The organism is Mesorhizobium sp. B2-3-13 (assembly GCF_006442195.1).
In the GTDB taxonomy this organism is placed as follows: domain Bacteria; phylum Pseudomonadota; class Alphaproteobacteria; order Rhizobiales; family Rhizobiaceae; genus Mesorhizobium; species Mesorhizobium salmacidum.
Map to the genome: position 1 here is coordinate 83,106 of NZ_VFVQ01000009.1, position 26,555 is coordinate 109,660.

Consider the following 26,555-nt stretch of genomic DNA (forward strand, 5'->3'; position numbering starts at 1 on the left):
ACGGCCTTCCCGAGGTTGCAAATTGGCGCCGCCCGGACGATGGTGCGGCCATGACTGCCGCCTCTCCCAACCATCCGGTCGATTTCGCCGATCTGCTCGCCTTCTATGCCAGCGCGGGTGTTGACGAGGCTTTGGAGGATGCGCCGGTAAACCGGTTCGCGGAGGCCGCGCCGAAGCCGGCGCAGCGCATGCCGACGGCGACGCCACGCGAAAGCAGCGCACCAGAGCAGCCGCCCGCGGCTCAGCCGCGGCTCGATGGGCGCGCCGTGCCGGATGCTCCGGCCCCGCGCCCGTCGACCTCGGCCGTGCCCGACGAGGCGCAGGCGGCGCTGGCGCGCCAACTGGCGAACGCGGCGGCATCCCTGGACGAGCTGCGCCAGCACATGGCCGCTTTCGAGGGCTGCAATCTCAAGGCCACCGCCAAGAACCTGGTATTCGCCGACGGCAACCCGCAAGCCGCTGTCATGCTGGTCGGTGAAGCCCCCGGCCGCGACGAGGACATTGAAGGATTGCCCTTCGTCGGCCGCTCGGGCCGCCTGCTCGACCGCATGCTGGCCGCGATCGGGCTCGACCGAGGCTCGGTCTACATCGCCAATGTCATTCCCTGGCGGCCGCCTGGCAACCGCACGCCGACGCCGCACGAGACCGAGATCTGCCGGCCGTTCATCGAGCGTCAGATCGAGCTGGTCAATCCCAAGGTGCTGATCAATCTCGGCGGTCCGTCGGCCAAGACCTTGCTCAACACCTCGGAAGGAATCCTGCGGCTGCGCGGCAACTGGCGCGTCCACACCACGGCGTCCGGCATTGCTATTCCGGCCATGCCGACGCTGCACCCGGCCTATCTCTTGCGGACGCCCGCACACAAGAAGCTCGCGTGGCGGGATTTTCTCGAGGTGAAGGCGAAGCTGCGGGCGCTCTCCTAGCGATGACCTCGCAGGTAATTGAAATGCTTTGGCCCGAGGCTTAACCATCCTCCCATGACAACGCCTCAAACCTCCGCCGGCAGTCTCATCCGCGAATGGCGCACGCGGCGCCGCATGAGCCAGCTCGACCTCGCCATGGAAGCCGAAATTTCGCAGCGGCATCTCTCTTTCGTCGAAAGCGGCCGCGCCGCACCCTCGCGCGACATGGTGCTGCATCTGGCCGAGCAGCTTGCGATCCCACTGCGGCAACGCAATCAATTGCTGCTGGCCGCGGGCTTCGCGCCGAGCTTCAGCGAACGGCCGCTCACCGATAGGACGCTGGCACCCGCGATGGCGGCGGTCGAGATGGTGCTCAAGGGGCATGAGCCGTTTCCGGCATTGGCGGTGGACCGGCATTGGAACCTGGTTAAGGCCAACGCGGCAATCGGGCCATTCCTGGCCGATGTTTCCGAGCCCTCATTGCTCCAGCCACCCGTCAATGTGCTGCGGCTCAGCCTGCACCCATGTGGTGTCGCGCCGCGTATCGTGAATCTCCAGGAATGGCGCATCCACCTGCTCGAACGGCTGAAGCATCAGAACGATGCCGCCGGCGACCCGGAGCTGATCGCATTGGAGCAAGAGCTTCGCGGCTACCCCTCCGGCCTGAAGAGCAGCCGGCCGGCGCCGATCGAGCCGAATGCCATCGTGCACCCGCTCAGGCTTGCCCATGGCGACACGGTGCTTTCTTTCATCAGCACCATTACCGTGTTCGGCACACCGCTGGATGTGACGCTTTCTGAACTGGCGATCGAGTCGTTCTTCCCGGCCGACGAACAGACAAGAGCGGTGTTGGTGCGGTTGGCGAAAGAGCGGACGGAACGGTCGTGATCATCCCTGCGGCAGGGCCGCCTTGCGGGTGCGGGTGCGCTCCAGACCCAGTTGCCGTTCGCGCCAGATGATGAAGATGCCGGCGGCCACCACGATCACACCACCGACCAGCGTGCCGGACGAGGTCACGTCGCCGAAAACGAAATAGCCGACGACGACGCCAAGGATCATCGAAGTGTATTCGAAAGGCGCCACGACCGAGGCTTCGGCATGGCGATAGGCCGCGGTCATCAGAATCTGGCCGAGGCCGCCACAAAAGCCGGCCATGATGAGCAGTGCTGCTTGCGCCGGCGTCAGCGATTGCCAGCCGAAGGGCAGCGTCAGCAGCGAGAGCACGCTCGCCGTTGACGAGAACCACAGCACGATGGTGGCCGTCTTCTCTGTCTGCACGAGATTGCGCACGAGCAACATGGCGACAGCCGAGATTGCCGCGGCCGCCAGCGCGGCCATGACGCCCAGGACCTCCTGGTCGTCGAGCCCTTGATCCGAATTGAGCAGCGTCAGTTCCGGCCAGGAAATGATGAGCACGCCGATGAGGCCGATCGCGACGGCACTCCAGCGATAAACACGGATCGTCTCGCCAAGGAACACCGAGGAGAACACCACGACCAGCAGCGGCTGTGCATAGTTCAGGGTGATCGCCTCCGGCAACGGCAACCTGGTGAGCGCGAAAAAGCCGAGCCCCATGGCACCGACGCCGACGACGCCACGCGCGACGTGGTTGAAGGGACGTTTCGTGACGAACGCCGTGGCCAGATGTCCTTTCAATGCCAGGAAGGCAATGATCGGGAAGATGGCGAAGAAGGAACGGAAGAAGACGATCTGCCCGGCAGGCACGTCGCCCGCCGCCTTGATACAGGTTTGCATGCCGACAAAAACCGCCACGGAGACGATCTTCAGCACGATACTCCTGAGCGTACCGTGGCCGCCGGTGGTTTCTGGTTGCGCCTCCGCCCCGGATGTCACTTTGGCAATGCGTCTCTGCCCGCCGCCGAGGGCACGTTGCGGGTCTCGAAATGGCAGAACGGGAAATTATCGGGGCGCCGAACGAAAGCGCCCATCCCGAATTTCGGTGTGACGGCGGTCATGACTGCCCTCGCTATGATGAAAGGAAGGCCTGAATTAGGCTCTGCCGCAGTTTTGTCGAGGGTGTGTTTCGTGTAAAGAGCGCGGACTTTGAATTTTTTGGACCAGCCAAAACATGTCCGGTCCCCGGAAAAGACAGGAAAAGCCAGGGAATGCGCACCGACACAGGCCAGGTCTTCAAACTCGAGGACTATCGCCCCAGCGACTACCTCATTCCGGAAACCAACCTTGACTTCCGTCTTTCGCCACAGGCCACCGTCGTCACCGCGATACTGACCGTAGAGCGCCGCGAGGGGATATCGAAATCGGCTCCGCTGGTGCTCGACGGCGATGGGTTGACGCTCAAGCGCGTCGAGATCGACGGCAAGACGGTGAGACCGGCTGATCTGCTGGCGAGCCCGGACCAACTGACCCTGCTCAAGCCGCCGGCCGTAAGTCGTTTCCAACTGCGGATCGAAACCGAACTGGCGCCGGCCAGCAATGAGGCTCTTATGGGCCTTTACCGTTCGAATAACGTCTACTGTACGCAGTGCGAGGCGGAGGGCTTTCGCCGCATCACCTACTTCCTCGACCGCCCCGATATCCTGTCCGTCTACACGGTGCGGATCGAGGCGCGGCGCGACGAGGCGCCGCTGCTCCTGTCCAACGGCAATCCGGTCGAAAACGGCGATCTCGCCGATGGCTGGCACTACGCCAGCTGGCACGACCCCTTCCCCAAGCCGTCCTACCTGTTCGCGCTGGTGGCCGGGAATCTCGGGCAGGTCGCCGACAGTTTCATGACCATGTCCGGGCGCAAAGTCGAGCTCGGTATCTATGTCGAGCCCGGCAAGGAGGCGCTCGCCGGCTACGCGATGGACGCGCTGAAGCGGTCCATGCGATGGGACGAGGAGGCGTTTGGCCGCGAGTACGACCTCGACGTCTTCAACATCGTCGCCGTGTCTGACTTCAACATGGGCGCGATGGAGAACAAGGGCCTCAACATCTTCAACGACAAATACGTGCTGGCCGACCAGGAGACGGCGACGGACGCCGATTTCGCCAATATAGAGGCGATCATCGCGCATGAGTATTTCCACAATTGGACAGGCAATAGAATCACTTGCCGCGACTGGTTCCAGCTTTGCCTGAAGGAAGGGCTGACGGTCTTCCGCGATCATGAATTCTCCGCCGACCAGCGCTCGCGCGCGGTCAAGCGCATCGCCGAAGTGCGCACGCTGCGTGCCCACCAGTTTCCCGAGGACCAGGGACCGCTGGCGCACCCGGTGCGGCCGCGCCGCTACCGCGAGATCAACAATTTCTATACGGCGACGGTCTACGAAAAGGGCTCCGAAGTGGTGCGCATGATCCGCACCATTCTCGGGGCCGAGGTCTTTCGCGCCGGCATGGACCTCTATTTCGAACGCCACGACGGCGAAGCCGCGACCATCGAGGACTTCATCAAAGTGTTCGAGGAGGCGTCCGGCCGCGACCTTTCGCAATTCGCGCTCTGGTATCACCAGGCTGGTACACCCAACCTGACGGTGAGTTCGACGCACAATCCGGCCGCACAGGAATTCACGCTCGAGATCGAGCAGTCGGTGCCGCCGACACCGTCGGAAAGCCGCAAGCGGCTGATGCATATCCCGCTCGCCTTCGGCCTGATCGGCGCCGGCGGCAAGCCGGTTCGATATAGCGGCGTCGAGGGCGCCAGCGTCGAGGACGGCGTCATCCATATCCGCAAGCGCCGCCACACGGTGCGTTTTTCCGGCGTTGCCGAACGACCGGCGGTGTCACTCAACCGCGGTTTTTCGGCACCGGTGACGCTATCGGTCGAGCAGAAGGCTGCCGACCAGTTCTTCCTCGCCCGCCATGACAGCGACGCCTTCTCGCGCTGGCAGGCCTTCAACACGCTGCTCACCGATGCGCTGATCGCTGCCTTCCGCCAGATCCTCGGCGGCAAGCAGCCGGACTTCGCCCCACGGCTGACCGAGCTTGCCGGCAGCATCGCCAGCGACGAGACACTGGAGCCGGCCTATCGGGCCCTTGCCCTGGCGCTGCCTGGCGACGCCGACATCGCGCGTGACATCGGTAAGAACATCGATCCCGACGCCATCCATACCGCCCGCCACGCGCTTGCGCTGGCGATCGGCACGGCCAATGGCGAGGCATTTTCCGGCCTCTACGACAGCCTTGCCGACAAGAACGCCTTCAGCCCCGACGCGGCGAGCGCGGGACGACGCGCCTTGCGCAACATTCTGTTGGATTATCTCTCGCTGCTGCCTGGCGGGGCGGCATTGGCGGCCGGGCATTTCCAGTGCGCGACCAACATGACCGACCGCGCGGCCGCATTGGCCGTTCTCGCGCATCGTCACCACGGATCGCCAGAGGCGAAAAAGGCGCTGGCGGCTTTCGAAAAGACATATGCATCCGACCCGCTGGTCATGGACAAATGGTTCCAGATCCAGGCCAGCGTGCCGGGGCCGCAGGCTGTCGACACGGTTCGGTCCCTGACCGCTCATCCGGGGTTTTCGATGGGCAACCCGAACCGGGTGCGCTCGCTGATCGGCACATTCTCAAGCGCCAACCAGACCGGCTTCCATCGCCCCGACGGCGAAGGTTACCGCTTCTTAGCGCAGACGGTGCTCGAGGTCGAAAAGCGCAACCCGCAAGTGGCGGCTAGGCTGGCGACGGCGCTCAGGTCCTGGCGTTCTCTCGAACCGGGCCGGCAAGCCAAGGCCAGGGAAGCACTGGTTTCGATCGCCAATACCGAAAACCTGTCGGCGGACCTGCGCGACATTGTCGAGCGCACACTGGCATAGGCCTCCCCTGCCTTGTCCCATACGAGAGAAGGCCAAGCCGCCTCACCGCCAAAGTCCGTTATTTTAGTCGATTTTTAATCTTTTTTCGCCGGAGCACTGGACAAGGCGAATCACCTTTGATTCTTTAATGGCGATTCGGAAGTGCGGTGTTGCCGGATCACCAGCACATAGAAATGCGGCATACTGGAAATCGGGGAGTGCCATTTATGGCGAAGGCGGACGCGTGGGGCGCGCCCGGAGGGATGGCTTTTGCGCGTCGCGAGACGCGCAGCGACGGCCTTGCCGGGAATACGCGGCTCATCGCCGAACCAGCCTACAAGCGTCTTCTGGCGGCTGAACCGCTTTTGCGCCGGTCGATACCAGCCCTCATCGTCATCTTCCTCCTCGTCATCGCGGCGCTGCGCGTGCTCTCGCTCATGAACGAGCGCGACGACATCGAGCGCGATGCCAAGGCGATCCTGACGCTGGGCGCCGCGCAGCTCGCCAGCTCGCTCGCCACGACATCGGACACGCTGCCGGGCGCCACCCAGGACCTGCTGGAGACCACCAGCCGCCAAGGCGCGATGGGCCGCAGCCATGTGCTCGTCATCACCGACAGTGCCTTCAAGATCACCGCGGTGACCCCACGTTCCGTGCCCTGGCAAGGCCATTCGCTCGACGGCCTCGTCCAGGGCGGCCAACCCCTGTTCATGTTCGGCGATCGCGCCGGTGTCATGGAGGTCAACATCGGCGGTGAGGACTGGTACGCGGCGGTCAGCCTGTCCAGGGACAGGAAGGGAGCCGCCGCGGCTCTGGTGCCGCAGGAAGCGGTCTTCGACACGTGGCGCAAGACCGTCTCGCTCAACGTCACCCTGTTCGTGCTGACGGCCGGAGTGCTGATCATCATCCTCTATGCCTATTTCGGACAGGCGGCGCGCGCGCAGGCTGCCGACCGCATCTATCTCGAAGCGCATCAGCGTGTCGACATGGCGCTGGTTCGCGGCCGCTGCGGCCTGTGGGACTGGGACATGGTGCGCGGCAAGATGTACTGGTCGCGCTCGATGTACGACATGCTCGGCTACGAACCCTGCGAGACGATGCTATCGTTCGGCGAGGTCGACGAGATCATTCATCCCGAGGACGGCGATCTGTTCGAGCTCGCCAACAGGATCGTCGCACGCGAGATCGATCACATCGACCAGGTGTTCCGGATGCGGCATGCCGATGGCCAGTGGGTGTGGATGCGCGCCCGGGCCCAAGTCATGGATCCGGAAGCGCCGGAGATCCAGCTGATCGGCATCGCGGTCGACGTCACCGAGCAACGGCATCTGGCGCTGCGCTCCGAAGCGGCCGATCTTCGCCTCAGGACCGCGATCGAAAATATCAATGAATCCTTCGTGTTGTGGGATTCGGCTCAGAACCTGATCATGTGCAATTCCAAATACCAGCAGGACAACGGGCTCTCGGATCGCGACGTGATGCCAGGTGTGACGCGCGTGTCGCTGGAAGAGCGGATGCTGGCCTTTGCTTCGGAGCGCCGGCTTGCCAACACCAATGGCCCGCAGGGCGGCGCCACGTTCGAGCGGCAGCTGTCCGACGGCCGCTGGCTGCAGGTCAACGAACTCAGGACCAGGGACGGTGGCATCGTCTCGGTCGGGTCCGACATCACCCAGATCAAGCTGCATCAGGAAAAGCTGGTCGACAGCGAGCGCCGGCTGATGGCGACAATCCATGATCTCAGCCTCGCACGGCGGGCCGAAGAGGAACGGTCGCGCGAACTGGTCGACCTCAACCGCAAATACATGAAGGAAACCGAGCGCGCCGAAGCGGCGAACCGGGCCAAATCCGAATTCCTGGCCAACATGTCGCATGAACTGCGCACGCCGCTCAATGCCATCATTGGCTTCTCCGAACTGATGGAACAAAGGCTGTTCGGCCCGCTGGGGTCGGAGCGCTACGAGGAGTACGCCACCGACATCAACAGCAGCGGCAAATACCTGCTCGGCGTCATCAATGACATTCTCGATATGTCCAAGATCGAGGCCGGCCAGTTCTCGCTGGACCAGGAACAGATCGATCTCGGTCCGCTGATCAGCGAAACCGTGCGTGTCGTGTCGCTGCAGGCGGCGCAGAAGGCGATCACCGTGGAAACGCGTATCGCCGACGCGCTGACGCTGTTCGCCGATCGCCGGGCGATCAAGCAGATCGTCATCAACCTCCTGTCCAACGCGGTGAAATTCACCGGCCAAGGCGGCCACATATCGGTCAGGGCCCGCAACACGTCAGGCGCGCTGGTGCTGACGATCGAGGACAATGGCTGCGGTATCCCGAAGGAAGCGCTCGGCAAGCTCGGGCGCCCCTTCGAGCAGGTGCAGAACCAGTTTTCCAAGAACCATGCCGGCTCCGGACTTGGCCTTGCCATTTCCCGCTCGCTGGCCGAGTTGCAAGGCGGCGCACTGAAGATCCGTTCCACCGAAGGCGTCGGCACGATCGTGTCGGTGCGCATTCCGGTGAAGAAAGCTCCGCCTGCGGTCAAAGCCGCGGCCTGAGCGGCAGGCTCCGGCTGACGGCCCGGAGCCTGCGTCAGCCAGCCTCACTGCATGCCGTTTTCGTCGTCGCCTCCTTGACGATGACGGCCAAAGCGCCCGCTCTTCGGCAGCTCGCGGTTCTCGATCTTTCCGTCATTGTTCTTGTCGAGTATCGCGAAAAGCTTCTTTTCGCGGCCGCTGATGTCATCTGATGTCAGCGTGCCGTCGCCCTTGCTGTCGTAACGGGCGATGATGCGCCTTGCCATACGTTCGAAGCGCGCCTTCTCCAGTGCGTCGGCGAGTTGAGCGACAGTCAGTTTGCCGCCATTGTCAGCCACGAGCTTCTTGAGCCGCGCGTCCATGACATCGGAGAACTGGTCGAAGGTGATAGTGCCGTTATTGTCCTTCATCGCCTTGTCGAGCCGCATCATGGTGCGCTCACGCATGGTTGCGCTGTCGACATTCTCGGCATAGGCGCCGCCGCCGACAGCTCCGGCCAGGGCGATGAAGGCAATTGCGAGCTTGGTTGTCTTTCTCATGGTTTTCTCCTGTTGCATCGTCACCCCCGATGCGGCCGAGCTCGTTGATCACGAAGCCCCGGCACGAAGCAAAAGGTCGAAATCCTTCCTGACCTTTTGCGACGTCTCCTTGAGGTGTGCTTCCAGCACACCGAAATCCGGCAGGTCGGTGACCGCCAGAAGCAGATCCGAAAGCCCCGGCGGAACGTCGTCGCGTTCGAAGGGTCCGGTAAGGCACAGCCGCGTCATCTGGGTCAGCGCCAGATAGAGGGCGTAAGCATCGCCAAGGTCCTGCCTGATCCCGGCATTGGCGAAATGTGGCGTCAGGCGAGACAGTATCTCGGCCGTACCGGTGGCGCGCGGCCCGGCCTCGACCTGCGCGGTGATGACAGCCACCTGGGCGATGAATTCGAGATCGATCAGACCACCCGGGATCAGCTTGATGTCCCAGAGGTCGCGTGGCGCCTTCTCCTGCTCGATCATGGCACGCATGTCCGACGCCTCCGCCCTCACCTTCGCCGCATCGCGCGGCTGGCTGAGCAACGCGACAACTTCCGCCTCGACCTCGCCGCACAGGCTGGGGTCACCAGCAATCGGCCGCGCCCGCGACAGGGCCATGTGCTCCCAGGTCCAAGCCTCCTGGCGCTGGTATTTCTTGAAGGCATCGATGTGGGTGGCGACCGGTCCCTTATTGCCGGACGGCCGCAAACGCAGGTCGAGCTCGTAGAGCACCCCTTCCGCCGTCGGCGCCGATACAGCCGATATCAGCCGCTGCGTCATGCGGGTGTAGTAATGCGAAGGCGCCAGCGGTTTTTCACCGTCGGAGTCCTCGGCATCCGCATCGTGGTCGTAAAGCAGAATAAGATCGACATCCGATCCGGCGGTCAATTCGCGGCTGCCGAGCTTGCCCATGCCGAGCAGCGAAACCACGCCACCGGCGATCGTGCCGTGGCGCACCGCGAATTCTGCGGTCACCGCTTGCAACGCAGCCGCGATGGTCAGGTCCGCCAGATCGGAGAAAGCGCGGCCGGCGCGGGCCGGATCGATCGAACCCGCGAGCAGCCTCACACCGATCAGGAATTTCTGCTCGGAAGCAAATATGCGCAGCCGGTCGAGCACGTCCTCATAGGCCCTGTCGCCTTCGAGGAAGGCCGACAGTCGCGCCGAGAGATAGACGCGGTCGGGAAGCTCGGTCAGCAATGCCGGGTCGAGCAAGCCGTCGAAGACATGCGGCCGGCGGGTGATGATTGCCGCCAGCCGGGGTGCTGCGCCCATGATCGTCGCCATCAGCCTGAGCAATGCGGGGTTCGACTGCAACAAAGAGAACAACTGAATGCCGGCCGGCAGGCCGGCGAGGAATTCGTCGAAACGGACCAGCGCCTCATCGGCCCGGCGCGTCTGGCCAAAGGCCTTGAGCAGTGCCGGTGTCAGTTCCGTCAGCCGCTCGCGAGCCTCCGCCGACCGGGTGACGCGATAGCGCCCGAAATGCCAGCCGCGGATGACGCGGCAGATATCGCTTGGCCTCTGAAAACCGAGGCCGTGCAAGGTCCGCAGCGTGTCCGGGTCATCGACGTCACCGGTGAAGACCAGGTTGCCGATGCCGGCCGAAAGCTCGGGTGCTGTTTCGAACAGCGCGGCATAGTGGCGCTCGACCTGCTGCAGCGAGGCACGGAACGCCCCGGCAAACACGACCGCGTCGGCAAAGCCCAGCATGCGGGCGATGCGCTCCAGCCCTTCATCGTCTTCCGGCAGCGTGTGCGTCTGCTCGTCGGCCATCATCTGGATAGCGTGTTCGACGCGACGCAGGAACCAGTACTGGCGGGCGAGCGCGTCACGCGCATCTGATGTGATCCAACCCCGAGCCGCGAGCTGACCGAGCATCGGCACGGTTTCGCGGCCGCGCAGCTCCGGGAAGCGGCCGCCGGCGATGAGCTGCTGTGTCTGGACGAAGAACTCGATCTCGCGGATGCCGCCGCGCCCAAGCTTGACATTGTGCCCCTTCACGGCGATCTCGCCATGCCCCTTATGGGCATGAATCTGACGCTTGATCGAATGGACGTCGGCAATAGCCGCGTAGTCCATGTATTTGCGCCAGATATAGGGCTGGAGTTCCTTGAGAAAGGCATCGCCAGCGGCGAGATCGCCGGCCACCGGGCGCGCCTTGATCATCGCGGCGCGTTCCCAGTTCTGGCCGCGCGCTTCGTAGTAGCGTAGCGCGGCTTCAAGGGGGATCGCGAGCGGCGTCGAGCCGGGATCCGGACGCAGCCGCAGATCGGTGCGGAAGACATAGCCGTGCTCGGTGCGATCCTGCAGGATGCGCACCAGCCGCCGCGTCAGGCGTGAAAACAGATCGGTGGCGTCGAGTGGATCGACCACGGCGGGCGCTTCCGGATCGAAGAACACGACGAGGTCGATATCGGAGGAGAAATTCAGCTCATGCGCGCCGAGCTTGCCCATGCCGAGCAGGATCCAGCCCGATTGATGCGACGGACTGTCGAGGTCGGGCAGTTTGAGCTTGCCCAGGCCATGCGCGTCACGCAGCAGGAAATCGACGGCCGCACGGGTGCAGGCGTCGGCGAGATTGCTCAACCGCCTTACAGTCAGCGAGGTTTCAGCCTCGCCCGAAAGATCGGCGAGTGCGATCAGGAAATGCGCCTCGGCCTTATGCCGGCGCAGCTCCATCATCAGGCCGGATTCCGAGACCATTTCCGCCAGCGGCGCCTGGTCGATCGCGGCGGTGATCGCCTTCAGGCGGGTCTCGACCGGCAAGTCGAAGAGGCCGTCCAGGATTTGCGGCCGGCGGCGCGCCGTATCGCGCAGGAACGGCGAAAGGTCAAAGACGGCGGCCAGGAAATCCTGCGCCGTCCCCTTGCCGGCCAGGAATTTGGCCGCCCGCGTCAACCCTTCTTCGCGCGCTGCGTCCGCGATTTCGGACAGTTCCTGCCGTGCCCGGCTCTCGTCGAGCGGAGCAAGCGGGGTTTCCAGGCTCAGCAACCAGTCTGTCTTGCTCCGCTTGGCAACGGCCGCCATTAGTGGTCCTCCCGCGCGGGGAAACTCATGACCACGGATAGTCCCGGATTGCCAGGCAACAGGTCAAGCCGGCCGTAGTGGAATGTCATGACCGCCTTGGCGAGACTGAGGCCAAGGCCGGAACCGGGCTGCGAACGGCTCTTCTCCAGCCGTACGAACCGTTCGGTCGCCCGGGCGCGATCGGCTTCGTCGGGAATGCCCTGGCCGTTGTCGGCGACGGAAAGCCTGATCTCGCCATGCGTGCGTTCGAGCGCCACACGGACCGCCGGCTTGGATGTGGAATCGGTTGAGTACTTGATCGCATTGTCGACGATGTTGGAAAGCGCCTGGCCGATCAGTTCGCGGTTGCCGTCAACGACAAAACCATCGTTCACTTCGGCGTCCAGCGCAACGCCAGCCTCCTCGGCCACGGGCTCGTAGAGTTCGACCACATCACGCACGGCCGCCGCCAGATCGACGCGGTTGGTGTGCTCGGAAGAATACCCAGCCTCCAGCCGGGAGATCATCAGGATGGCGTTGAAGGTTTTTATCAGCTGGTCGGACTCGGCTATGGTGCCTTCCAGCGCCTGCCGATAGTCCGATGTTTTCTGCTTGCCGGAAAGCGTCGCTTCGGCCCGGTTGCGCAGCCGGGTCAGCGGCGTCTTCAGGTCATGCGCGATGTTGTCGGATACCTGCTTCAGGCCTTCGTTGAGCGTGGAGATCCTGGCCAGCATGACATTGAGGTTTTCCGATAGCCGGTCGAACTCGTCACCGGCGCCGGTCACCGGCAACCGGCCGCTGAGATCACCGCCCATAATGCGCCGGCTTGCCTCGGAAACCCCGTCGATACGCTTCAATGCCGCGCGGCCAACAAAGAACCAGATCAGGATGCCGCCCACCCCCATCATGCCGAGCGCCAGCACCAGCGAACGGCGTATGACGGCACGGAACCGCTCCGGTTCGCCGAGATCGCGGCCGACCAGCATGATCATCTGGTTCGGCAGCCGCAGCACCAGGGCAATGGCGTTGTGACCCTTTTCGCCTTCGGCCTGCGGCGGCGCATTATCGCCAGTCGAAGGAGGCGTCGCCTGGTCCGACGTTCCGCTGCGCAGGCGATCAAGCTCACCCTCGCCGAAACGCTTGTAGGAGAACGGCTCGGTCGTCCAGCCCTCGGTGTCGATCACCCCAGGTTCAAGACTCTGCACATTGCCTGTCAGGATCTGGCCGTTGGCATCGGCGATCAGATAGAGGTTGGCGCCGGGCTGGCGCGAGCGGGCCTCTACCACGCGGACCAATACCGGCAGGCCTCCGCGCTGATAGGCGCGGGCAAGGCCGAGCACTTCGTCGTTGATGGTCTCCTGCGTCTGCGCGGTCAACATGCGCGCCGAGAGCGAAGTCATGTAGAGGACGAGCAGCACCGCGCAGAGTGCGAAGAGCAGGAGATACAGCGCCGAAAGCCGTGCGGCCGTCGTCTTCATGATGGCGGGCACGGAAAGCGCCATGCTGCCGCCTAGCCGCCCTTCAGCATGTAGCCGGCGCCGCGAACCGTGTGCAGGATGGGCTTGTCGAAACCCTTTTCGATCTTGCCGCGCAGCCGCGAGACGTGGACATCGATGACATTGGTCTGCGGATCGAAATGATAATCCCAGACATTTTCGAGCAGCATGGTGCGCGTCACCACCTGGCCGGCATGGCGCATAAGATATTCGAGCAGACGGAATTCGCGTGGCTGCAGCGTGATCTCGCGCGCCGCCCGGCGGACAGAATGCGACAACCTGTCGAGTTCAAGGTCGCCAACCCGGTAGACGGTCTCGGCCTCCTTGGCGCTGGCGCGTCGGTTCAGCACCTCGACGCGCGCCAGAAGTTCGGAAAAGGCATAGGGCTTGGTGAGATAGTCGTCGCCGCCGGCGCGTAGGCCGGTGACCCGGTCATCGACCTCGCCCAGCGCCGACAGGATGAGCACCGGCGTCGTGTTGCCCCTGGAGCGGAGAGCGGCAATGACCGATAGGCCGTCGCGGCGCGGCATCATCCGATCGATGACCATCACGTCATAATCACCCGCATCGGCAAGCGCGAAGCCGGTCTCGCCGTCACCCGCGACATGCGCGGTATGACCCGCTTCCGTAAAAGCTTTCTGCAGATAATCCGCAGCCTCGCGATCGTCTTCTATGACGAGAATCTTCATAGGGCCGTTATACGCGATTTCGCTGGAAGGTTGAGTAGCAGGCATCTGCATTTTAGCCTTTGCCAAAGCACATCGCGATCAAGAGGATCGAGAGCGCGCGCGATAAAATCTTTGTTCCGTGGCGTCGTTACGCCGGACATGCCGGTTCCCGGTCATGTCGGTACCCGCAACCACCGAACCAATCGGCTTCGGGCACGAGGGCGTGATGGGCAGTCATATGCGGGCGCGGCAGCAGGCGATGGGAAGCCCGCTGCCGCTGAAGAAGAGCGCGATGACTGACTAACGGGCTCTCCTTCTTGCTTTCCCATGCGGCGACTCGGGGGTGTTGAAACCGCCGCATTGGAAAAGTCGTCTCAGCCCTTGGCCACCGGCAGCGCGACGAAGCGGTTGTTGTCGTCGCGGGAGATCTGCATCAGCACCGACTTGCGTCCGGATTTGACCGCATCGGCCATGGCCTTGGTGACGTCTTCGGTGCCGTTGACCTCCGCCGAGTTAACCGCGGTGATGACGTCGCCCGGCTGGATGCCGCGATCGGCGGCGGCGCTGTCTGGGTCGACATCGGTCACCACCAGACCCTTGCCGTTTTCGGACTTGGTGACGGTGAGGCCGAGATCGGCCAGCGTGTCCGGCTTTGCCGGAGCGGCGGGTTGCTGCTGCTGGTCGCCCGACGCCTGCTTGTCGCTGGCGGGCAGCTTGCCGAGATCGACCTTGACCGTCTGGCCCTTGCCGTCACGCCACACGGTGACGTCAACCGACTTGCCCGGCGAATAGGCGCCGATCAGGCGGGCGAGTTCCTTCGGCGAGGCAACGTCCTTGCCATCGACCTGGGTGATGACATCACCTGCGGTAATGCCGGCCTTCTTGCCGGGGCCATCATCCTGGGCGCTCGAAACCAGGGCGCCATTGTTGGACTTCAGACCGAGCGATTCGGCGATGTCGGAGGTGACCGGCTGGATTTCGACACCGAGCCAGCCGCGCTGGACCGCGCCATTCTTCATCAGGTCTCCGACGACCTGCTTGGCGGTCGAGGCAGGAATGTCGAAGGCGATGCCGACGCTGCCGCCCGAGGGCGAGAAGATGGCGGTGTTGATGCCGACCACCTGGCCGTTGAGATTGAAGGTCGGGCCGCCCGAATTGCCGCGGTTGACCGAGGCATCGATCTGGAGGAAATCGTCATAGGGGCCGGCGCCGATATCGCGGCCGCGCGCCGAAACGATGCCGGCGGTAACGGTGCCGCCGAGGCCGAACGGGTTGCCGACAGCCACGACCCAGTCGCCGACGCGAACCTTGGAATCGTCGGCGAAGTCGACATAGGTGAATTTGCCGCCGCCATCGACCTTGAGCACGGCGAGATCGGTGCGCGGATCGGTGCCGACCAGCTTGGCGTCGAGTTCCTTGCCGTCATTGGTCACCACGGTGAAGGCGGTGCCTTCTTCGACGACGTGGTTGTTGGTGACGAGATAACCGTCTTCGGAAATGAAGAAGCCGGAGCCCTGCGCCACCGGGCGCGGCTGATCGTTGTTGCGGTCGCGATGGCCGAAGCGGCGGTGACCTTCGTCGTTCTGACCACCCTGGTCCTGGTCACCAAAGCCACGGAATTCCTTGAAGAAGCGGCGCAGCTGCGGATTGTTGGGAAGATTGTCGAAACCGCCCTGATCGTCGGAACCGTCATCGGCTGTCGGTTGCAGCTTGGCCTTGACCTTGACACTGACCACGGCTGGCGAAACGCGCTCAACGACATCGGCGAAGCTCGGGACCTGCGGAGCCTCGACACGCACGGCGTCAGCCAGAACGGGGCTGGTTCCACTGGTCAGCGCGCCAAATCCGATCGCGCCGGCGACAGCGACGGACGCGACGGCAGCCAGAAGACGCTTGCGGGTGAGGGAATATGAATTGGGGGCAATATTCATGGATCTCTTATCCTCTTTCAAACGGACGCGCCTTGATCGGCATCCTCAAGAAACGAGAATTAGAGCGGCGCACATTACGACGCCATTTCCGGCACATGAAACTTTGGTAATGTTAGCGCGCGACTGGGCTGTCAGTCGCGGTGCAGGATCGCGTCCAATGCCGCCTGCTCGTCGGCTGACAGGGATTTCGTCGCCAGCGTCCGGTGCGATCGCGCGCTTAGAGCGATAAATACGCCTCCCACCAGCAGCAACAGAACCGGCGTGCCCCACAGCAACGCGTTGCGCAGGTCGAAACGCGGCTTCAGCAGCACGAACTCGCCGTAGCGGGAAACCACATAATCCATCACCTGCTGGTCGGTATCGCCGGCAACAAGGCGTTGTCGCACCAGGATACGCAGGTCGCGAGCAAGGTCGGCGTCGGATTCGTCGATCGACTGATTCTGGCAGACCATGCAGCGCAAGCCTTCCGACAGCGCCCGCGCCCGCGCCTCGAGTGCCGTGTCGGCCAGCATCTCGTCGGGCTTCACCGCCAGCGCCGTGCCGACGAAGAGCAACGCCAGCAGCAGGACAATCGATGTCAGTGAAAACCTCGCCCTCATGGCAGGCCCGCCGGCGCCACCGCCTGCTTGCGACGGCGCGATGGCGCGCCGACACGCAGGCGTCTGTCCATCAGCGACATGGCCGCACCCGCCATCATCACCAGGCCGCCGCCCCAGATCAGCGTCACCAGCGGCTTCCACCACAGACGCACCACGACCGAGCCGTCCTTGCCCTCGTCGCCGAGCGAAAGGTAGAGCTGGGAGAGGCCGATGGTCTTGATGCCGGACTCCGTCGTCGTCATCTGTCGCACGGGATAGAAACGCTTGGCGGAGCTGATTTCGCCGATTGGGCTGCCGCTGACGCCGATCAGCTCGAAGCGGCCGCGATCCTCGCTGTAGTTCGGTCCCTGCGCGGGGTAGAGCCCGACGAAACGCACCGTGCGGCCGGAGATTTCGACGATTTCACCGGCATGCATGGACAGTATCTTCTCCGTGCCGAAGCAGAGCGTGCCGACGATGCCGAGCACGGTCAGGCCGAGGCCAAGATGCGCGAAAGCGGTCCCGAAGACCGAGCGCGGCAAACCAACCAGGCGCCTGACCATGATCGGCGCGGCGGCATTGCCTAACCCCGCCTTGACGGCGAGGTCGGTCAGCGCGCCAAGGATCAGCCAGACGGCAAGGCCGACGCCAAGCGCGGCAAGCACCGAAGCGCCGTCGATGAACAAGGCCGTGACCAGCGTTGCCAGAAGGGCGGCCGCAAACGCCACCATCAGACGCTGCGCGACGCCAAAGACATCGCCGCGTTTCCAGGCCAGCAGCGGCCCAAAGGGAACCATCACCAGCAGCGGCACCATGAGCGGGGCGAAGGTGAGGTTGAAGAACGGCGCTCCGACCGAAATCTTGTCGGCCGAAAAAGCCTCGACCGCCAACGGATAGAGCGTACCGACCAGCACGGTGGCGGTCGCCGTGGTCAGGAACAGATTGTTGAGGACGAGCGCCCCTTCGCGCGAAATCGGATGGAACAGGCCGCCTGCCGTCAATTTCGAGGCGCGCAGCGCAAACAGTGCCAGCGAGCCGCCGATGAACAACGTCAGGATGCACAGGATGAAGACGCCGCGCGTCGGATCGGTGGCAAAGGCGTGGACGGAAGTCAGGACGCCCGAACGCACCAGGAAGGTGCCAAGCAGCGACAGCGAGAAGGTCAAAATGGCAAGCAGCAGCGTCCAGATCTTCAACGCTGAGCGCTTTTCCATGACGATGGCCGAATGCAGCAGCGCGGTGCCCGCCAGCCACGGCATGAAGGAAGCGTTTTCGACCGGATCCCAGAACCAGAAACCGCCCCAGCCGAGCTCGTAATAGGCCCAGTACGATCCCATCGCGATGCCGCCGGTCAGAAACATCCAGGCGACCAGCGTCCATGGCCGCACCCAGCGCGCCCAGGAGGCATCGATGCGCCCCTCGATGAGGGCCGCGACCGAGAAGGAAAAGCAGATCGAGAAGCCGACATAGCCGAGATAAAGCAGCGGCGGATGAATGGCGAGGCCAAGATCCTGCAGGATCGGGTTGAGATCACGGCCTTCGATGGGCGCCGGATTGAGCCGGATGAAAGGATTGGACGTCGCCAGGATGAACAGGAAAAAGGTAGCGCCAATGGCGCCCTGCACCGCAAGGACGTTGGCACGCAGCGTCGCCGGCAGGTTGGAGCCGAAAGCGGCGACAAGCGCGCCGAAGAAGGTCAGGATCAGCACCCAGAGCAGCATCGAGCCCTCATGGTTGCCCCAGGTTCCGGTGATCTTGTAGATCAGCGGCTGCAGCGAATGCGAGTTCTCCCAGACGGTCGCCAGCGAGAAATCGGAGCTTGCATAAGCGCTCGCAAGTGCGGCGAAGGACAGCGCCGTCAGGGCAAAACCGGTCACCGCGACCGGACCGCCGACTGCCATCAGGCGCTGGTTATTCAGCCGCGCGCCAAACAGCGGCACGACGGTCTGCACCAGCGAAAGCGCGAACGCCAGAACCAGGGCGAAATGTCCGGTTTCAACCATTCCCGCTACTCACCCTTGCTCTCCCGCCAGAGTTACTCACTCTTGCTCTCCTGCCAGACACCCTTGGCCTTCAGCCCGTCGGCAACTTCCTTGGGCATGTAGCGCTCATCATGCTTGGCCAGGACGCTGTCGGCGACAAAGACACCGTCGGTGCCGAAGGTGCCCTCGGTGATGACACCCTGCTCTTCGCGGAAAAGATCGGGCAGGATGCCGGTATAGGTGACCTTGACGGATTTGTGGGTATCGGTGACCGAAAAGGCAACCGTCGCGCCCTGGCCACGCTGGATAGTGCCTTTTTCGACCAAACCGCCGAGCCTGATGCGCTGGCCGGGCTGCACACTGGCCGAGGTCAGATCGGCCGGCATGTAGAAATAGGACGCCTTCTGGCCAAGCGCGTAGAAGGTCAGGCCGGTGGCGGCGGCGAGGAAAGCCAAGCCGCCCACAATCACCGACAATCGTTTCTGCTTGCGCGTCATGTCAAGTTCTACTCCGTCGCCGTCAAGCCGAGCGAGGCGGCAAAGGCGGTGAATTTCCTGGCTTCGTCACTGTCGGCCCCAAAGACCGCAATGGCGCGGCCCAGCGCATCGTGTGCCTGATCGGTCTTGCCCAGCACGACATAGGAACGAACCAGCCGCATCCATCCTTCCGGGTCGCGCGGATTTTGACGAAGTTTGTCGTCGAGGCCGGCGACCATGGTGTTGATCATGGCTTCCCTGTCCTGCGGCGACATGGAGGATGCCGCATCGACACCGGCGGCATCTGGGCCTTTCGCGGCCGCGCCGGGAGCGACTTCGGGGCCGCCGGATTTGGCCAATGCCTGTTCGACTGCGCCGCGCCATGGCGAATCCGGCGGCAGCGTACCAAGCATCGCCTGCCAGGCCGCGGCCGCTTCCTTGCCGCGGCCCTCCTGCGCCAACGCCATGGCCAGATAGAAGCTGGCTTTCGCATTGGCCGGGTCAAGCTTCAAGGCCGCCTCGAAGGCATCCTGGGCATCGGCCGAAACAATACCGCCCGCGGCACCGGCGATCGCCTCGCCGAGGCCGGCTTGGCGGATGGCGCTGTCGCCGTCGAGGCGTATGGCGTTGCGGTAGGCCGCCGCGGCGTCGGCAAAGCGCTGCATGCGCAGATAGACCGGCGCCAGCACGTCCCAGCCTCTCCCATCGGAAGGATTGGCAGCAAGATGGGCTTCGGCGCGCGCTACCAGCTCATCGACCGAACTGTCGGCGGGGTTCTTGGCCAGCCGGTCGCTGAGCGGCTGCGACGGCAGGTCAGGCGAGCCGATCTGGCTGTAGAGCCCCCAACTGACCAACGGCACCGCCAGCACGGCGACGGTCGCAACAAGTCGTGCCGTGACCGATGCCGACCTGCCGGACGTCTCGCCGGCCGGATCAGCATTGCCCAGGCGAAGGATGCGGCGGGCGATCTCGGCGCGCGCCTCGGCCGCTTCAGCGGGCCCGATCAGGCCACGTGCGGCGTCGCGGTCGAGTTCGGCCAATTGGTCGCGATAGACTTCCAGATCGTGATCGCCGCTCGATGGCGCGCCCTTGGAGGCCCCGGCCAGCGGCAAAAGCACCGCCAGGCTGGCGCCCAGCGTGAGAATTGCGGCTATGACCCAGAACAGCATGGTTCTTCCAATAACGGCAGAGCCCTGCCCTGCCAACACGGGCATCCTGCGACGCTTTGACGGCAGGCACGCCGAATGTCCTTGATCGACATCAACTGGCCGGATCGCAACCGGACCCGGTTGGCTAGGTCAATGGCGTCCAACTGCCGTCGGCATTACGGCAGGCCGTTCCGTGCGCCGTGACACTGGCGCTGCCGGTGAATACCGTCTGCGTGTACTGGCGGCAATCCTGCGAACCAACGCGGTAAGGCTGGGCTGGAACCACCTCGCCATGGCGCGACGCCTGATCGCCCTTCCACGCCACCTTCTGGCCGCTCGTCGTATATTCAAGCGCCTTGTATTCGGCCTCGAGCGCGCTGCGCTTTTCGGTATCGTTCAGGCCATTGCCGATCGACCCGCCAATGAGACCACCGCCCATGGCGGAAATGATGGACTTGGTGACAACCTTGCCGCTGGCCGGAGGCGTCGAGGCCGGTGTCGCCGGCACGGTCGGGCCCTTGCCGCTCAAGGTGGTGCAGCCCGATACGGCCAGCAAGGCGGAAACAAGCGCGACGCGAATCTTCATGCCAACAACCGGTATTCCTGAGTTGGAGCCTGCCATGGATGCGCGGGGAGCATCATCTGAGAAGTGGGCGTGGCCATAGTGTTGATATTTGCCGGAAATTTGGCCGCCGCCGGCCAGTCCGAGGTCAATCGATATGCCGCCATAGCATGGGCCGCCCGTCGGTGTCGATTGGCCTGGGGAAACGTCACTGAAGGCTCCGCAATCGCACCACTGCCTTTAATCCACCCATGCCGGACCGTTCCAGCACCAGCCCGCCTCCATATTCGTTGACGAGGTCGGCGACGATGGCGAGGCCCAGACCCGTTCCAGGCTTTGTCTCGTCCAGGCGGCGTCCACGCTTCATGGCTTCGCGCGCCTTGTCTTCGGGAATGCCAGGGCCGTCGTCGTCGATGCTGATCTCGAACAGGTTGTCACCGCTGCTGGCCAAGGGCGCAACCGTAACCGACACCGCGCTCTTTGCCCACTTCATCGCATTTTCGAGAAGGTTGCCAAGCAGTTCCTCGAGGTCCTCGCGTTCGCCGGCAAAGATGAGCTCGGCCGCGGGCAACGACAGCGACAGACTGGTCTGCGGGTTGAGCTTCTGCAAAACGCGCACCATGCGCTGCACCAGCGGTGCCACCGGCGTGCGGTAGACGACGCTGTCGCGCTGCGCCGCGACGCGGGCGCGCTGCAAATAATGGTCGATCTGCTTTTGCATGGACGCGGCCTGCTCGGCGATCAACTGTCCCTTGGCGCCGCCAAGCGCCCGGCCCTCGTTGAGCAGAACGGCAAGCGGTGTCTTCAGCGAATGGGCGAGATTGCCGACCTGGGTCCGCGATCGCTCGACAATGCGTTTGTTGTTTTCAATCAACGCGTTGGTTTCGTTGGCTAATGGTTCGATCTCGGCCGGGAAGCGGCCGTCGAGCCTCTGCGCGGTGCCCTCGCGCACCATGGCAAGTGCGTTCCGGACCCTGCGCAGCGGCTGCAGCCCGAGCAGGATGGCGATGGCGTTGATGGCGATCATGCCAATGCCGAACAGGCTGAGATAGGTCAGCAAACGGCGCTGGAAGGTTCCTATTTCCTGCTCCAGCTCGGTCTTGTTGCCCATGACGCGGAAGCGCGCGGCGCGGTTCTTCGCATCGAGAACGAATTCGCTCTCGAACACGACCAGTTCCTCGCCATTAATGCCTTGCGCGGCATAGCTGCGCTGGAAATTGGCGTTGAAGGGAACATCCGCCACGTCGGGCGACGGGATGGTCCGGGTCATGGACGAAGAATGAAGATCGCCATGCACGCCTTCCGAGGCGGGCTCGACGGACCAGTACCAGCCCGAATTCGGTTCCGAGAAACGGAGGTCGCCAAGATCGGGGGAACCGGTCAGCGCACCGCTGTCGGAAATGCCGATGGAGCCGATCAGGTTGAACAAATGCGCTGACAGCAGGCTATCGAAGCCTCGCTCGCTGGCCTGGCGGTAGAGCGTGGTGATCAGGGTGAAGATGACGACCAGGGTCAGGATCGCCCACACGGTGGAGAAGGCGATGACGCGGAACGTCAGCGAACGCGGCCAAGCGCGCAGCGAAAGCCGTCTGCCCACGGTTGAGTTGGTAGCGAGCGGTTCCGCCTTACGCCTCCGGCTCACGCATGCGGTAGCCCATGCCGCGCACGGTTTCGATCATGTCGATGCCCATCTTCTTGCGCAGCCGCCCGACAAAGACTTCGATGGTGTTGGAATCGCGATCGAAATCCTGGTCGTAGAGATGCTCGACCAGTTCGGTCCGCGAAACGACCTCGCCCATGTGGTGCATCAGATAGGCAAGCAGCCGGAATTCGTGCGAGGTCAATTTCAGCGGCATGCCGGCGACATCGGCCTTCGAAGCCTTGGTGTCGAGACGCAGCGGCCCACAGGTCAGTTCCGACGAGGCGTGGCCGGCGGCGCGGCGGATCAGGGCCCTGACCCGCGCCAGCACCTCCTCGATGTGGAACGGCTTGGTGACGTAATCGTCGGCACCGGCATCGATGCCGGACACCTTGTCGCTCCAGCGGTCACGCGCGGTCAGGATCAGCACCGGCATCTTGCGGCCGCCGCGACGCCAGCGCTCGACCACGCTGATGCCGTCCATCTGCGGCAGGCCGATGTCGAGGACGACGGCATCGTAAGGCTCTGTGTCGCCGAGGAAATGGCCTTCCTCGCCGTCGAAGGCCCGGTCAACGACATAGCCGGCATCGATCAGCGCATCCGAAATCTGCCGGTTGAGATCCTTGTCATCCTCGACAACGAGTACGCGCATGCGGGGACCAATGCCTGTTGAGGTTTCTTCAGATATAGGCCGATTCCGCCGGCCTGGGAACGGAGCCCTGTAGGAAGGAAAGACTGCGTCAGTTCTGTGGAACGACGATTTCGGAGCGGCGCGGACGCTGCCCGTCCTTGCCGGGCACGAGCACGACGATGACGCAGACCGGCTGGCCACCACGCGTCGACGCCGAAGCCTTGGCGAGTGTTCCGCCATTCTGCTGGGCCACCTGCTGACCGATCGCATAACAGTCGGATGCGGCCAGGACGATCGGGCTGGGCTGGTCGGGCCCGATCACCGGTATCGCCATTGCCTGCGACGCAAACAGCCCGGCGGCACCAAGCGCCAGGGTCGCGGTTCGGAAATGGGAGCGAAGCGTTTTCATGACCGGCGTTCTAACGCGTCGGTGCTGAACGTGAAATGAACGGTGAACGGCCCTGAAACCATGCTCGCCACACCCCTGCAACGCGAGACAGACAATCTGGATTTCACCGCCCCACCAGTGAAACCCGCGAAAACCAGTTTAGACTCCGTTTCGGTGAGATTGAAAGCGCGTCAGGCGTTTTCCTGCGTCAGCGCTCGGAATCGCAGCAGACCATGATGGACAAGCAGTTCCTCATCATAACGCGCCTCGCTGAATTCCAGCGACAGCCGCGTCTGGCCACGCGGGCCGATCACCAGCACCGCGTCGGCAAGGCGTGCTTCGATGGCGGCCATGATGGCAAGCGTTTCGGCTTCACCATGGGCCTTCGACCAGACATGCAGCGTGATCAGTTGGTCATCGTTGTTCTCAGCGCCAGTATGCCAGTCGAAGGCGGAGGTCTGTCCTGAAGTCACATAGGGAAAGGCGACGTTGTCGGTTGGCCGCTCGAGCAGTCCGGCGCCGCCCAGCAGCGCCGACAGCGAAGCATCGCTTTTCAACCTGAGGAACAGGGCCTGCTGCAAATCACCGGGCGCGGTCATCGTCCATTTCCTCAAGCCGTTGCGCGACTGGCAATGCTTTCCCAAAGCCTGTCCGTGTCCGCATCCCTTCGCAGATATAGCGGTTCGCCACGCGAAGACGATGGCGATTCGTCATCGGAATGATGAACGCCTATGATCGATCTCGAAAATACGACTTGCCGACAATCTCGTCAGCCGGCGCGGTAGAGCCTCGCAAATGAACCATGAGCGTAGTCAAGTGGTCTTGCCATATATAGGCTGGTCCCTACGATGGAATGTTCGTTGCAGGCGTGGCCGGACAGAGGGCATGTTCCCGATTTTCGGGAGTTGACCATGCTCGATCCAGAAAAGGCCAGGGCCGCGTCGCATCTGCTGGTAAGTCATTGGGACAAGGGCACCCATCTCGCCACCATACCCGAGGAGCTGCGGCCGAAGACGCGGGCCGAAGGCTATACCATCCAGGCCCATGTCATGGATCGTTCGGCGGCCCCGCTTTTCGGCTGGAAGATCGCGGCAACCAGCCTTGCCGGGCAAAGGCATATCAATGTCGACGGCCCTATGGCCGGGCGCCTGCTGGCAGAGAAAGCGGTCGAGGTTGGCGGGACCGTCTCGCTGGCGACAAGCAAGATGCGGGTCGCCGAGGTCGAATTCGCTTTCCGATTCGGCCGCCAGGTCCCACCTCGCCCGGCACCTTATGAAATCGCTGAAGTGATGGATGCCGTGGCGACCTTGCACCCGGCAATCGAAATACCGGACTCACGCTATGACGATTTCTGCGCCGTCGGCGCGCCGCAGCTGATAGCGGACAATGCCTGCGCCAATCTCTTTGTCATCGGCCAGCCCACGCAAGACGAATGGCGCGACGTGAATCTCGCGGAGTACCCGGTGACCGGTCTTGTTTCGGGCAAGTCGCGGCACGACGGAACCGGCGCGGCTGTCCTCGGCGATCCCCGTATTGCGCTCACATGGCTGGTCAATGAGCTGTCGGGTCTCGGTATAGCGCTTCAGCCGGGCCAGGTGGTGATCACCGGCACTTGCTTGACCCCGATACGCGTCGAGGCCGGTGACGAAGTGATCGGCGATCTGGGCAGGTTTGGCAAAGTCTCGGTGCGGTTTGTCTAATGCTCGCCGCGCTGCCTGACCGCGAGGCTCCTCACCGCCAGAACCAGCACCGTGATGATGATCAAAATCACCGAAAGCGCCGCGATCGCCGGGTCGATGTTGTCGCGCAGGCCCATCCACATCAGGCGCGGCAGCGTGATGGCATTGACCGAGGTGATGAACAGGGTGACGCCGATCTCTTCCCAGGAGAGCACGAAGGAGAGCAGTGCCGCGGTGACGATGCCGAACTTGATGTTAGGCATGATGATGCGCGTGGCGCGTTCCCCCACGCTTGCGCCAAGGCCGCGCGCGGCAAGGTCGATGCGGCGGTCGAGCTGGCTGAGCGAGACCAGGATCAGCACGGTCGCGAACGGCACCGTCATCACCGAATGCGCCATGGCAACGCCGAGCCAGGTGTCGTAGCCGAAGAAGGAACTGACGCCGGAGATCGAGGTGAGCAGGAAGTAGAGCGTGATCGCCGAAACCACGGGTGGCACCACCATCGGCAAAAGCACAAAGCCGACCAGGGCTGCCGTAAAGCGCGGCTGGAACATCCATACACCAAGGCTGAAACAAAGCGCCAGTACAGTTGAAATGGCGCTGCTGACAATGCCGATGCGGATCGAAAGCAGAATCGACTGGAGCCAGCGCGGATCCTCAATCAACGACCGATAGTGGCGCAGCGACAATTCACCCGTCGGCATCGCCAGCATGCGGCTAGGCGTCAGCGATACCGGAATGACGGCGAGCAGCGGCATAAGCAGGAACAGCGCCACCAGGGCGGCGATAACCAGCGAGACAGGACCGGGGCGATAAGTCGGCATCAGATAAGCTGCTTCGGTCTGACATAACGGAACAAGAGCGCCATCAGCGCGCCGACGAACAGCACCAGCACTACGCTGATCGCAGCTCCCAGCCCCCAGTCCGGGCTCTGGAATATCCTGAGATAGATCAGCTCGGCGATCATGACGCTGCGGCCGCCACCGAGAATCGCCGGCGTTACGAAGAAGCCGAGCGAGAAGACGAACACGATCATCGCGGAGCCGATAATACCGGAGCGCGTCATCGGCACGAACACCGTCCAGAAGGTGCGCATGCGGCTGGAGCCGAGGCCGCGCGCTGCCAGCAGCACACGGTCGTCCAGGCTGCGCATGGCCGAAGCCAGCGGAAAGACGGCGAACGGAATGAGGAAATGGGTCATACCGACAATGACGCCGAACTCGTTGCGCACCAAAGTCAGCGGTTCGGAGATGAAACCGATCGACTGCAGCCAGGTGTTGATCAGGCCGCGATTGGACAGCAGCGCCACCCAGCCGAAGGCTCGCGTCAGCACCGAAATCCAGAACGGCACCAGGATACAGAATTCGGCGATGAGGCGCTGCGCCGGGCTGCCGCGCACCCAGACCACCGTGATGGCATAGGCGGCGGCGACTGACACAACTGTGACAATGGCGGCGATGCGCAGCGTGCGGATGAACACCGACTGCACCAGATCGTCGGTGAGCAACGCCTTGTATTGGCCAAGCCCGGGCGTCGGCAAGGTGAAGCTCCACTTCACCACGCCGAGAAACGGCCAGGCATAGGCAAGGCCGAGAAACAGGAGCAGCGGCGCCATCAACAGCGCCGCGCCCATCCTGTCGGAGAGAACGCCTCTCATGTCAGTTCAGCA

23 protein-coding genes are annotated in these 26,555 nt (G+C 63.4%); 6 read left to right on the plus strand and 17 right to left on the minus strand.

The genetic code is table 11. The features are described from left to right. Positions 1 to 50 precede the first annotated feature (50 nt). A complete protein-coding gene (locus FJ941_RS12955) occupies positions 51 to 923 on the plus strand; it encodes a uracil-DNA glycosylase (protein ID WP_140506045.1) in 873 nt (290 codons plus the stop codon). 54 nt (positions 924 to 977) lie between these two features. Next, positions 978 to 1,790 (plus strand): helix-turn-helix transcriptional regulator, encoded by an 813-nt coding sequence (locus FJ941_RS12960; RefSeq protein ID WP_140506047.1) that lies wholly within the window; start codon positions 978 to 980, stop codon positions 1,788 to 1,790. On the opposite strand, the gene FJ941_RS12965 is transcribed toward FJ941_RS12960, so the two are convergent. Further along, complete coding sequence (locus FJ941_RS12965) at positions 1,791 to 2,756, minus strand: DMT family transporter (protein ID WP_140506048.1); 966 nt, start codon at positions 2,754 to 2,756, stop codon at positions 1,791 to 1,793. Positions 2,757 to 3,028: 272 nt separating this feature from the next. Between FJ941_RS12965 and pepN the strand changes: the two genes are divergently transcribed. Together pepN and FJ941_RS12975 are read left to right on the plus strand one after the other, a co-directional pair. After that, positions 3,029 to 5,674 (plus strand): aminopeptidase N, encoded by a 2,646-nt coding sequence (gene pepN / locus FJ941_RS12970; protein WP_140506050.1) that lies wholly within the window; start codon positions 3,029 to 3,031, stop codon positions 5,672 to 5,674. 206 nt (positions 5,675 to 5,880) lie between these two features. Continuing rightward, a complete protein-coding gene (locus FJ941_RS12975) occupies positions 5,881 to 8,202 on the plus strand; it encodes a PAS domain-containing sensor histidine kinase (RefSeq protein WP_140506052.1) in 2,322 nt (773 codons plus the stop codon). Between the two features lie 44 nt (positions 8,203 to 8,246). On the opposite strand, the gene FJ941_RS12980 is transcribed toward FJ941_RS12975, so the two are convergent. From FJ941_RS12980 to FJ941_RS12995, 4 genes are read right to left on the minus strand one after another with little or no spacing between them, the layout of a single operon-like run. After that, positions 8,247 to 8,720 carry a hypothetical protein gene (locus FJ941_RS12980; protein ID WP_140506054.1) on the minus strand — a complete coding sequence of 158 codons (474 nt, stop codon included), beginning with the start codon at positions 8,718 to 8,720 and terminating at the stop codon, positions 8,247 to 8,249. A 48-nt stretch (positions 8,721 to 8,768) separates the two neighbouring features. Further along, entirely contained in the window at positions 8,769 to 11,729 is a 2,961-nt protein-coding gene (locus tag FJ941_RS12985) for a bifunctional [glutamine synthetase] adenylyltransferase/[glutamine synthetase]-adenylyl-L-tyrosine phosphorylase (RefSeq protein WP_140506055.1), read from the minus strand. Next, the gene (locus tag FJ941_RS12990; protein ID WP_140506057.1) at positions 11,729 to 13,210 is read right to left on the minus strand and encodes an ATP-binding protein; all 1,482 of its coding nucleotides are present in this window, start codon (positions 13,208 to 13,210) and stop codon (positions 11,729 to 11,731) included. Before FJ941_RS12990 ends, FJ941_RS12985 begins: the two co-directional genes overlap by 1 nt. Before the next feature lie 8 nt (positions 13,211 to 13,218). Next, entirely contained in the window at positions 13,219 to 13,893 is a 675-nt protein-coding gene (locus tag FJ941_RS12995) for a response regulator transcription factor (RefSeq protein ID WP_023771592.1), read from the minus strand. A gap of 154 nt (positions 13,894 to 14,047) precedes the next feature. Between FJ941_RS12995 and FJ941_RS29670 the strand changes: the two genes are divergently transcribed. Continuing rightward, the gene (locus tag FJ941_RS29670; RefSeq protein WP_281405565.1) at positions 14,048 to 14,176 is read left to right on the plus strand and encodes a hypothetical protein; all 129 of its coding nucleotides are present in this window, start codon (positions 14,048 to 14,050) and stop codon (positions 14,174 to 14,176) included. 70 nt (positions 14,177 to 14,246) lie between these two features. Here FJ941_RS29670 and FJ941_RS13000 read toward each other — a convergent pair whose 3' ends face one another. From FJ941_RS13000 to FJ941_RS13045, 10 genes are all read right to left on the minus strand, one after another. Continuing rightward, positions 14,247 to 15,803 carry a Do family serine endopeptidase gene (locus tag FJ941_RS13000; RefSeq protein WP_140506059.1) on the minus strand — a complete coding sequence of 519 codons (1,557 nt, stop codon included), beginning with the start codon at positions 15,801 to 15,803 and terminating at the stop codon, positions 14,247 to 14,249. Positions 15,804 to 15,934: 131 nt separating this feature from the next. After that, a complete protein-coding gene (locus tag FJ941_RS13005) occupies positions 15,935 to 16,402 on the minus strand; it encodes a cytochrome c-type biogenesis protein (protein ID WP_140506060.1) in 468 nt (155 codons plus the stop codon). Then, positions 16,399 to 18,384: a heme lyase CcmF/NrfE family subunit gene (locus FJ941_RS13010; protein ID WP_140506062.1), complete on the minus strand. Its 1,986-nt coding sequence runs from the start codon at positions 18,382 to 18,384 to the stop codon at positions 16,399 to 16,401. Before FJ941_RS13010 ends, FJ941_RS13005 begins: the two co-directional genes overlap by 4 nt. 32 nt (positions 18,385 to 18,416) lie before the next feature. Beyond that, positions 18,417 to 18,860, minus strand: coding sequence for a cytochrome c maturation protein CcmE (ccmE, locus tag FJ941_RS13015; protein ID WP_140506064.1), 444 nt, complete (start codon positions 18,858 to 18,860; stop codon positions 18,417 to 18,419). Positions 18,861 to 18,868: 8 nt separating this feature from the next. Continuing rightward, the gene (ccmI, locus tag FJ941_RS13020; protein WP_140506066.1) at positions 18,869 to 20,008 is read right to left on the minus strand and encodes a c-type cytochrome biogenesis protein CcmI; all 1,140 of its coding nucleotides are present in this window, start codon (positions 20,006 to 20,008) and stop codon (positions 18,869 to 18,871) included. 124 nt (positions 20,009 to 20,132) lie between these two features. After that, the gene (locus tag FJ941_RS13025; RefSeq protein ID WP_140506068.1) at positions 20,133 to 20,573 is read right to left on the minus strand and encodes a hypothetical protein; all 441 of its coding nucleotides are present in this window, start codon (positions 20,571 to 20,573) and stop codon (positions 20,133 to 20,135) included. Between the two features lie 184 nt (positions 20,574 to 20,757). After that, a complete protein-coding gene (locus FJ941_RS13030) occupies positions 20,758 to 22,146 on the minus strand; it encodes an ATP-binding protein (RefSeq protein WP_051442678.1) in 1,389 nt (462 codons plus the stop codon). 28 nt (positions 22,147 to 22,174) lie between these two features. Then, positions 22,175 to 22,840 carry a response regulator transcription factor gene (locus FJ941_RS13035; protein WP_140506070.1) on the minus strand — a complete coding sequence of 222 codons (666 nt, stop codon included), beginning with the start codon at positions 22,838 to 22,840 and terminating at the stop codon, positions 22,175 to 22,177. Positions 22,841 to 22,928: 88 nt separating this feature from the next. Further along, positions 22,929 to 23,228, minus strand: coding sequence for a hypothetical protein (locus FJ941_RS13040; RefSeq protein WP_140506072.1), 300 nt, complete (start codon positions 23,226 to 23,228; stop codon positions 22,929 to 22,931). Between the two features lie 170 nt (positions 23,229 to 23,398). Next, on the minus strand, positions 23,399 to 23,806 hold the full coding sequence (locus FJ941_RS13045) for a DUF3168 domain-containing protein (RefSeq protein ID WP_027143935.1): 408 nt from the start codon (positions 23,804 to 23,806) through the stop codon (positions 23,399 to 23,401). A gap of 312 nt (positions 23,807 to 24,118) precedes the next feature. On the opposite strand from FJ941_RS13045, the gene FJ941_RS13050 reads away from it, so the two are divergent. Further along, positions 24,119 to 24,907: a fumarylacetoacetate hydrolase family protein gene (locus FJ941_RS13050; protein ID WP_140506074.1), complete on the plus strand. Its 789-nt coding sequence runs from the start codon at positions 24,119 to 24,121 to the stop codon at positions 24,905 to 24,907. Here the strand turns inward: FJ941_RS13050 and FJ941_RS13055 are convergent. Further along, the gene (locus FJ941_RS13055) at positions 24,904 to 25,710 is read right to left on the minus strand and encodes an ABC transporter permease (protein ID WP_140506075.1); all 807 of its coding nucleotides are present in this window, start codon (positions 25,708 to 25,710) and stop codon (positions 24,904 to 24,906) included. The two genes, FJ941_RS13050 and FJ941_RS13055, sit on opposite strands and share 4 nt — an antisense overlap. Further along, positions 25,710 to 26,543: an ABC transporter permease gene (locus tag FJ941_RS13060; RefSeq protein WP_027143938.1), complete on the minus strand. Its 834-nt coding sequence runs from the start codon at positions 26,541 to 26,543 to the stop codon at positions 25,710 to 25,712. Before FJ941_RS13060 ends, FJ941_RS13055 begins: the two co-directional genes overlap by 1 nt. Between the last annotated feature and the right edge of the window lie 12 nt (positions 26,544 to 26,555).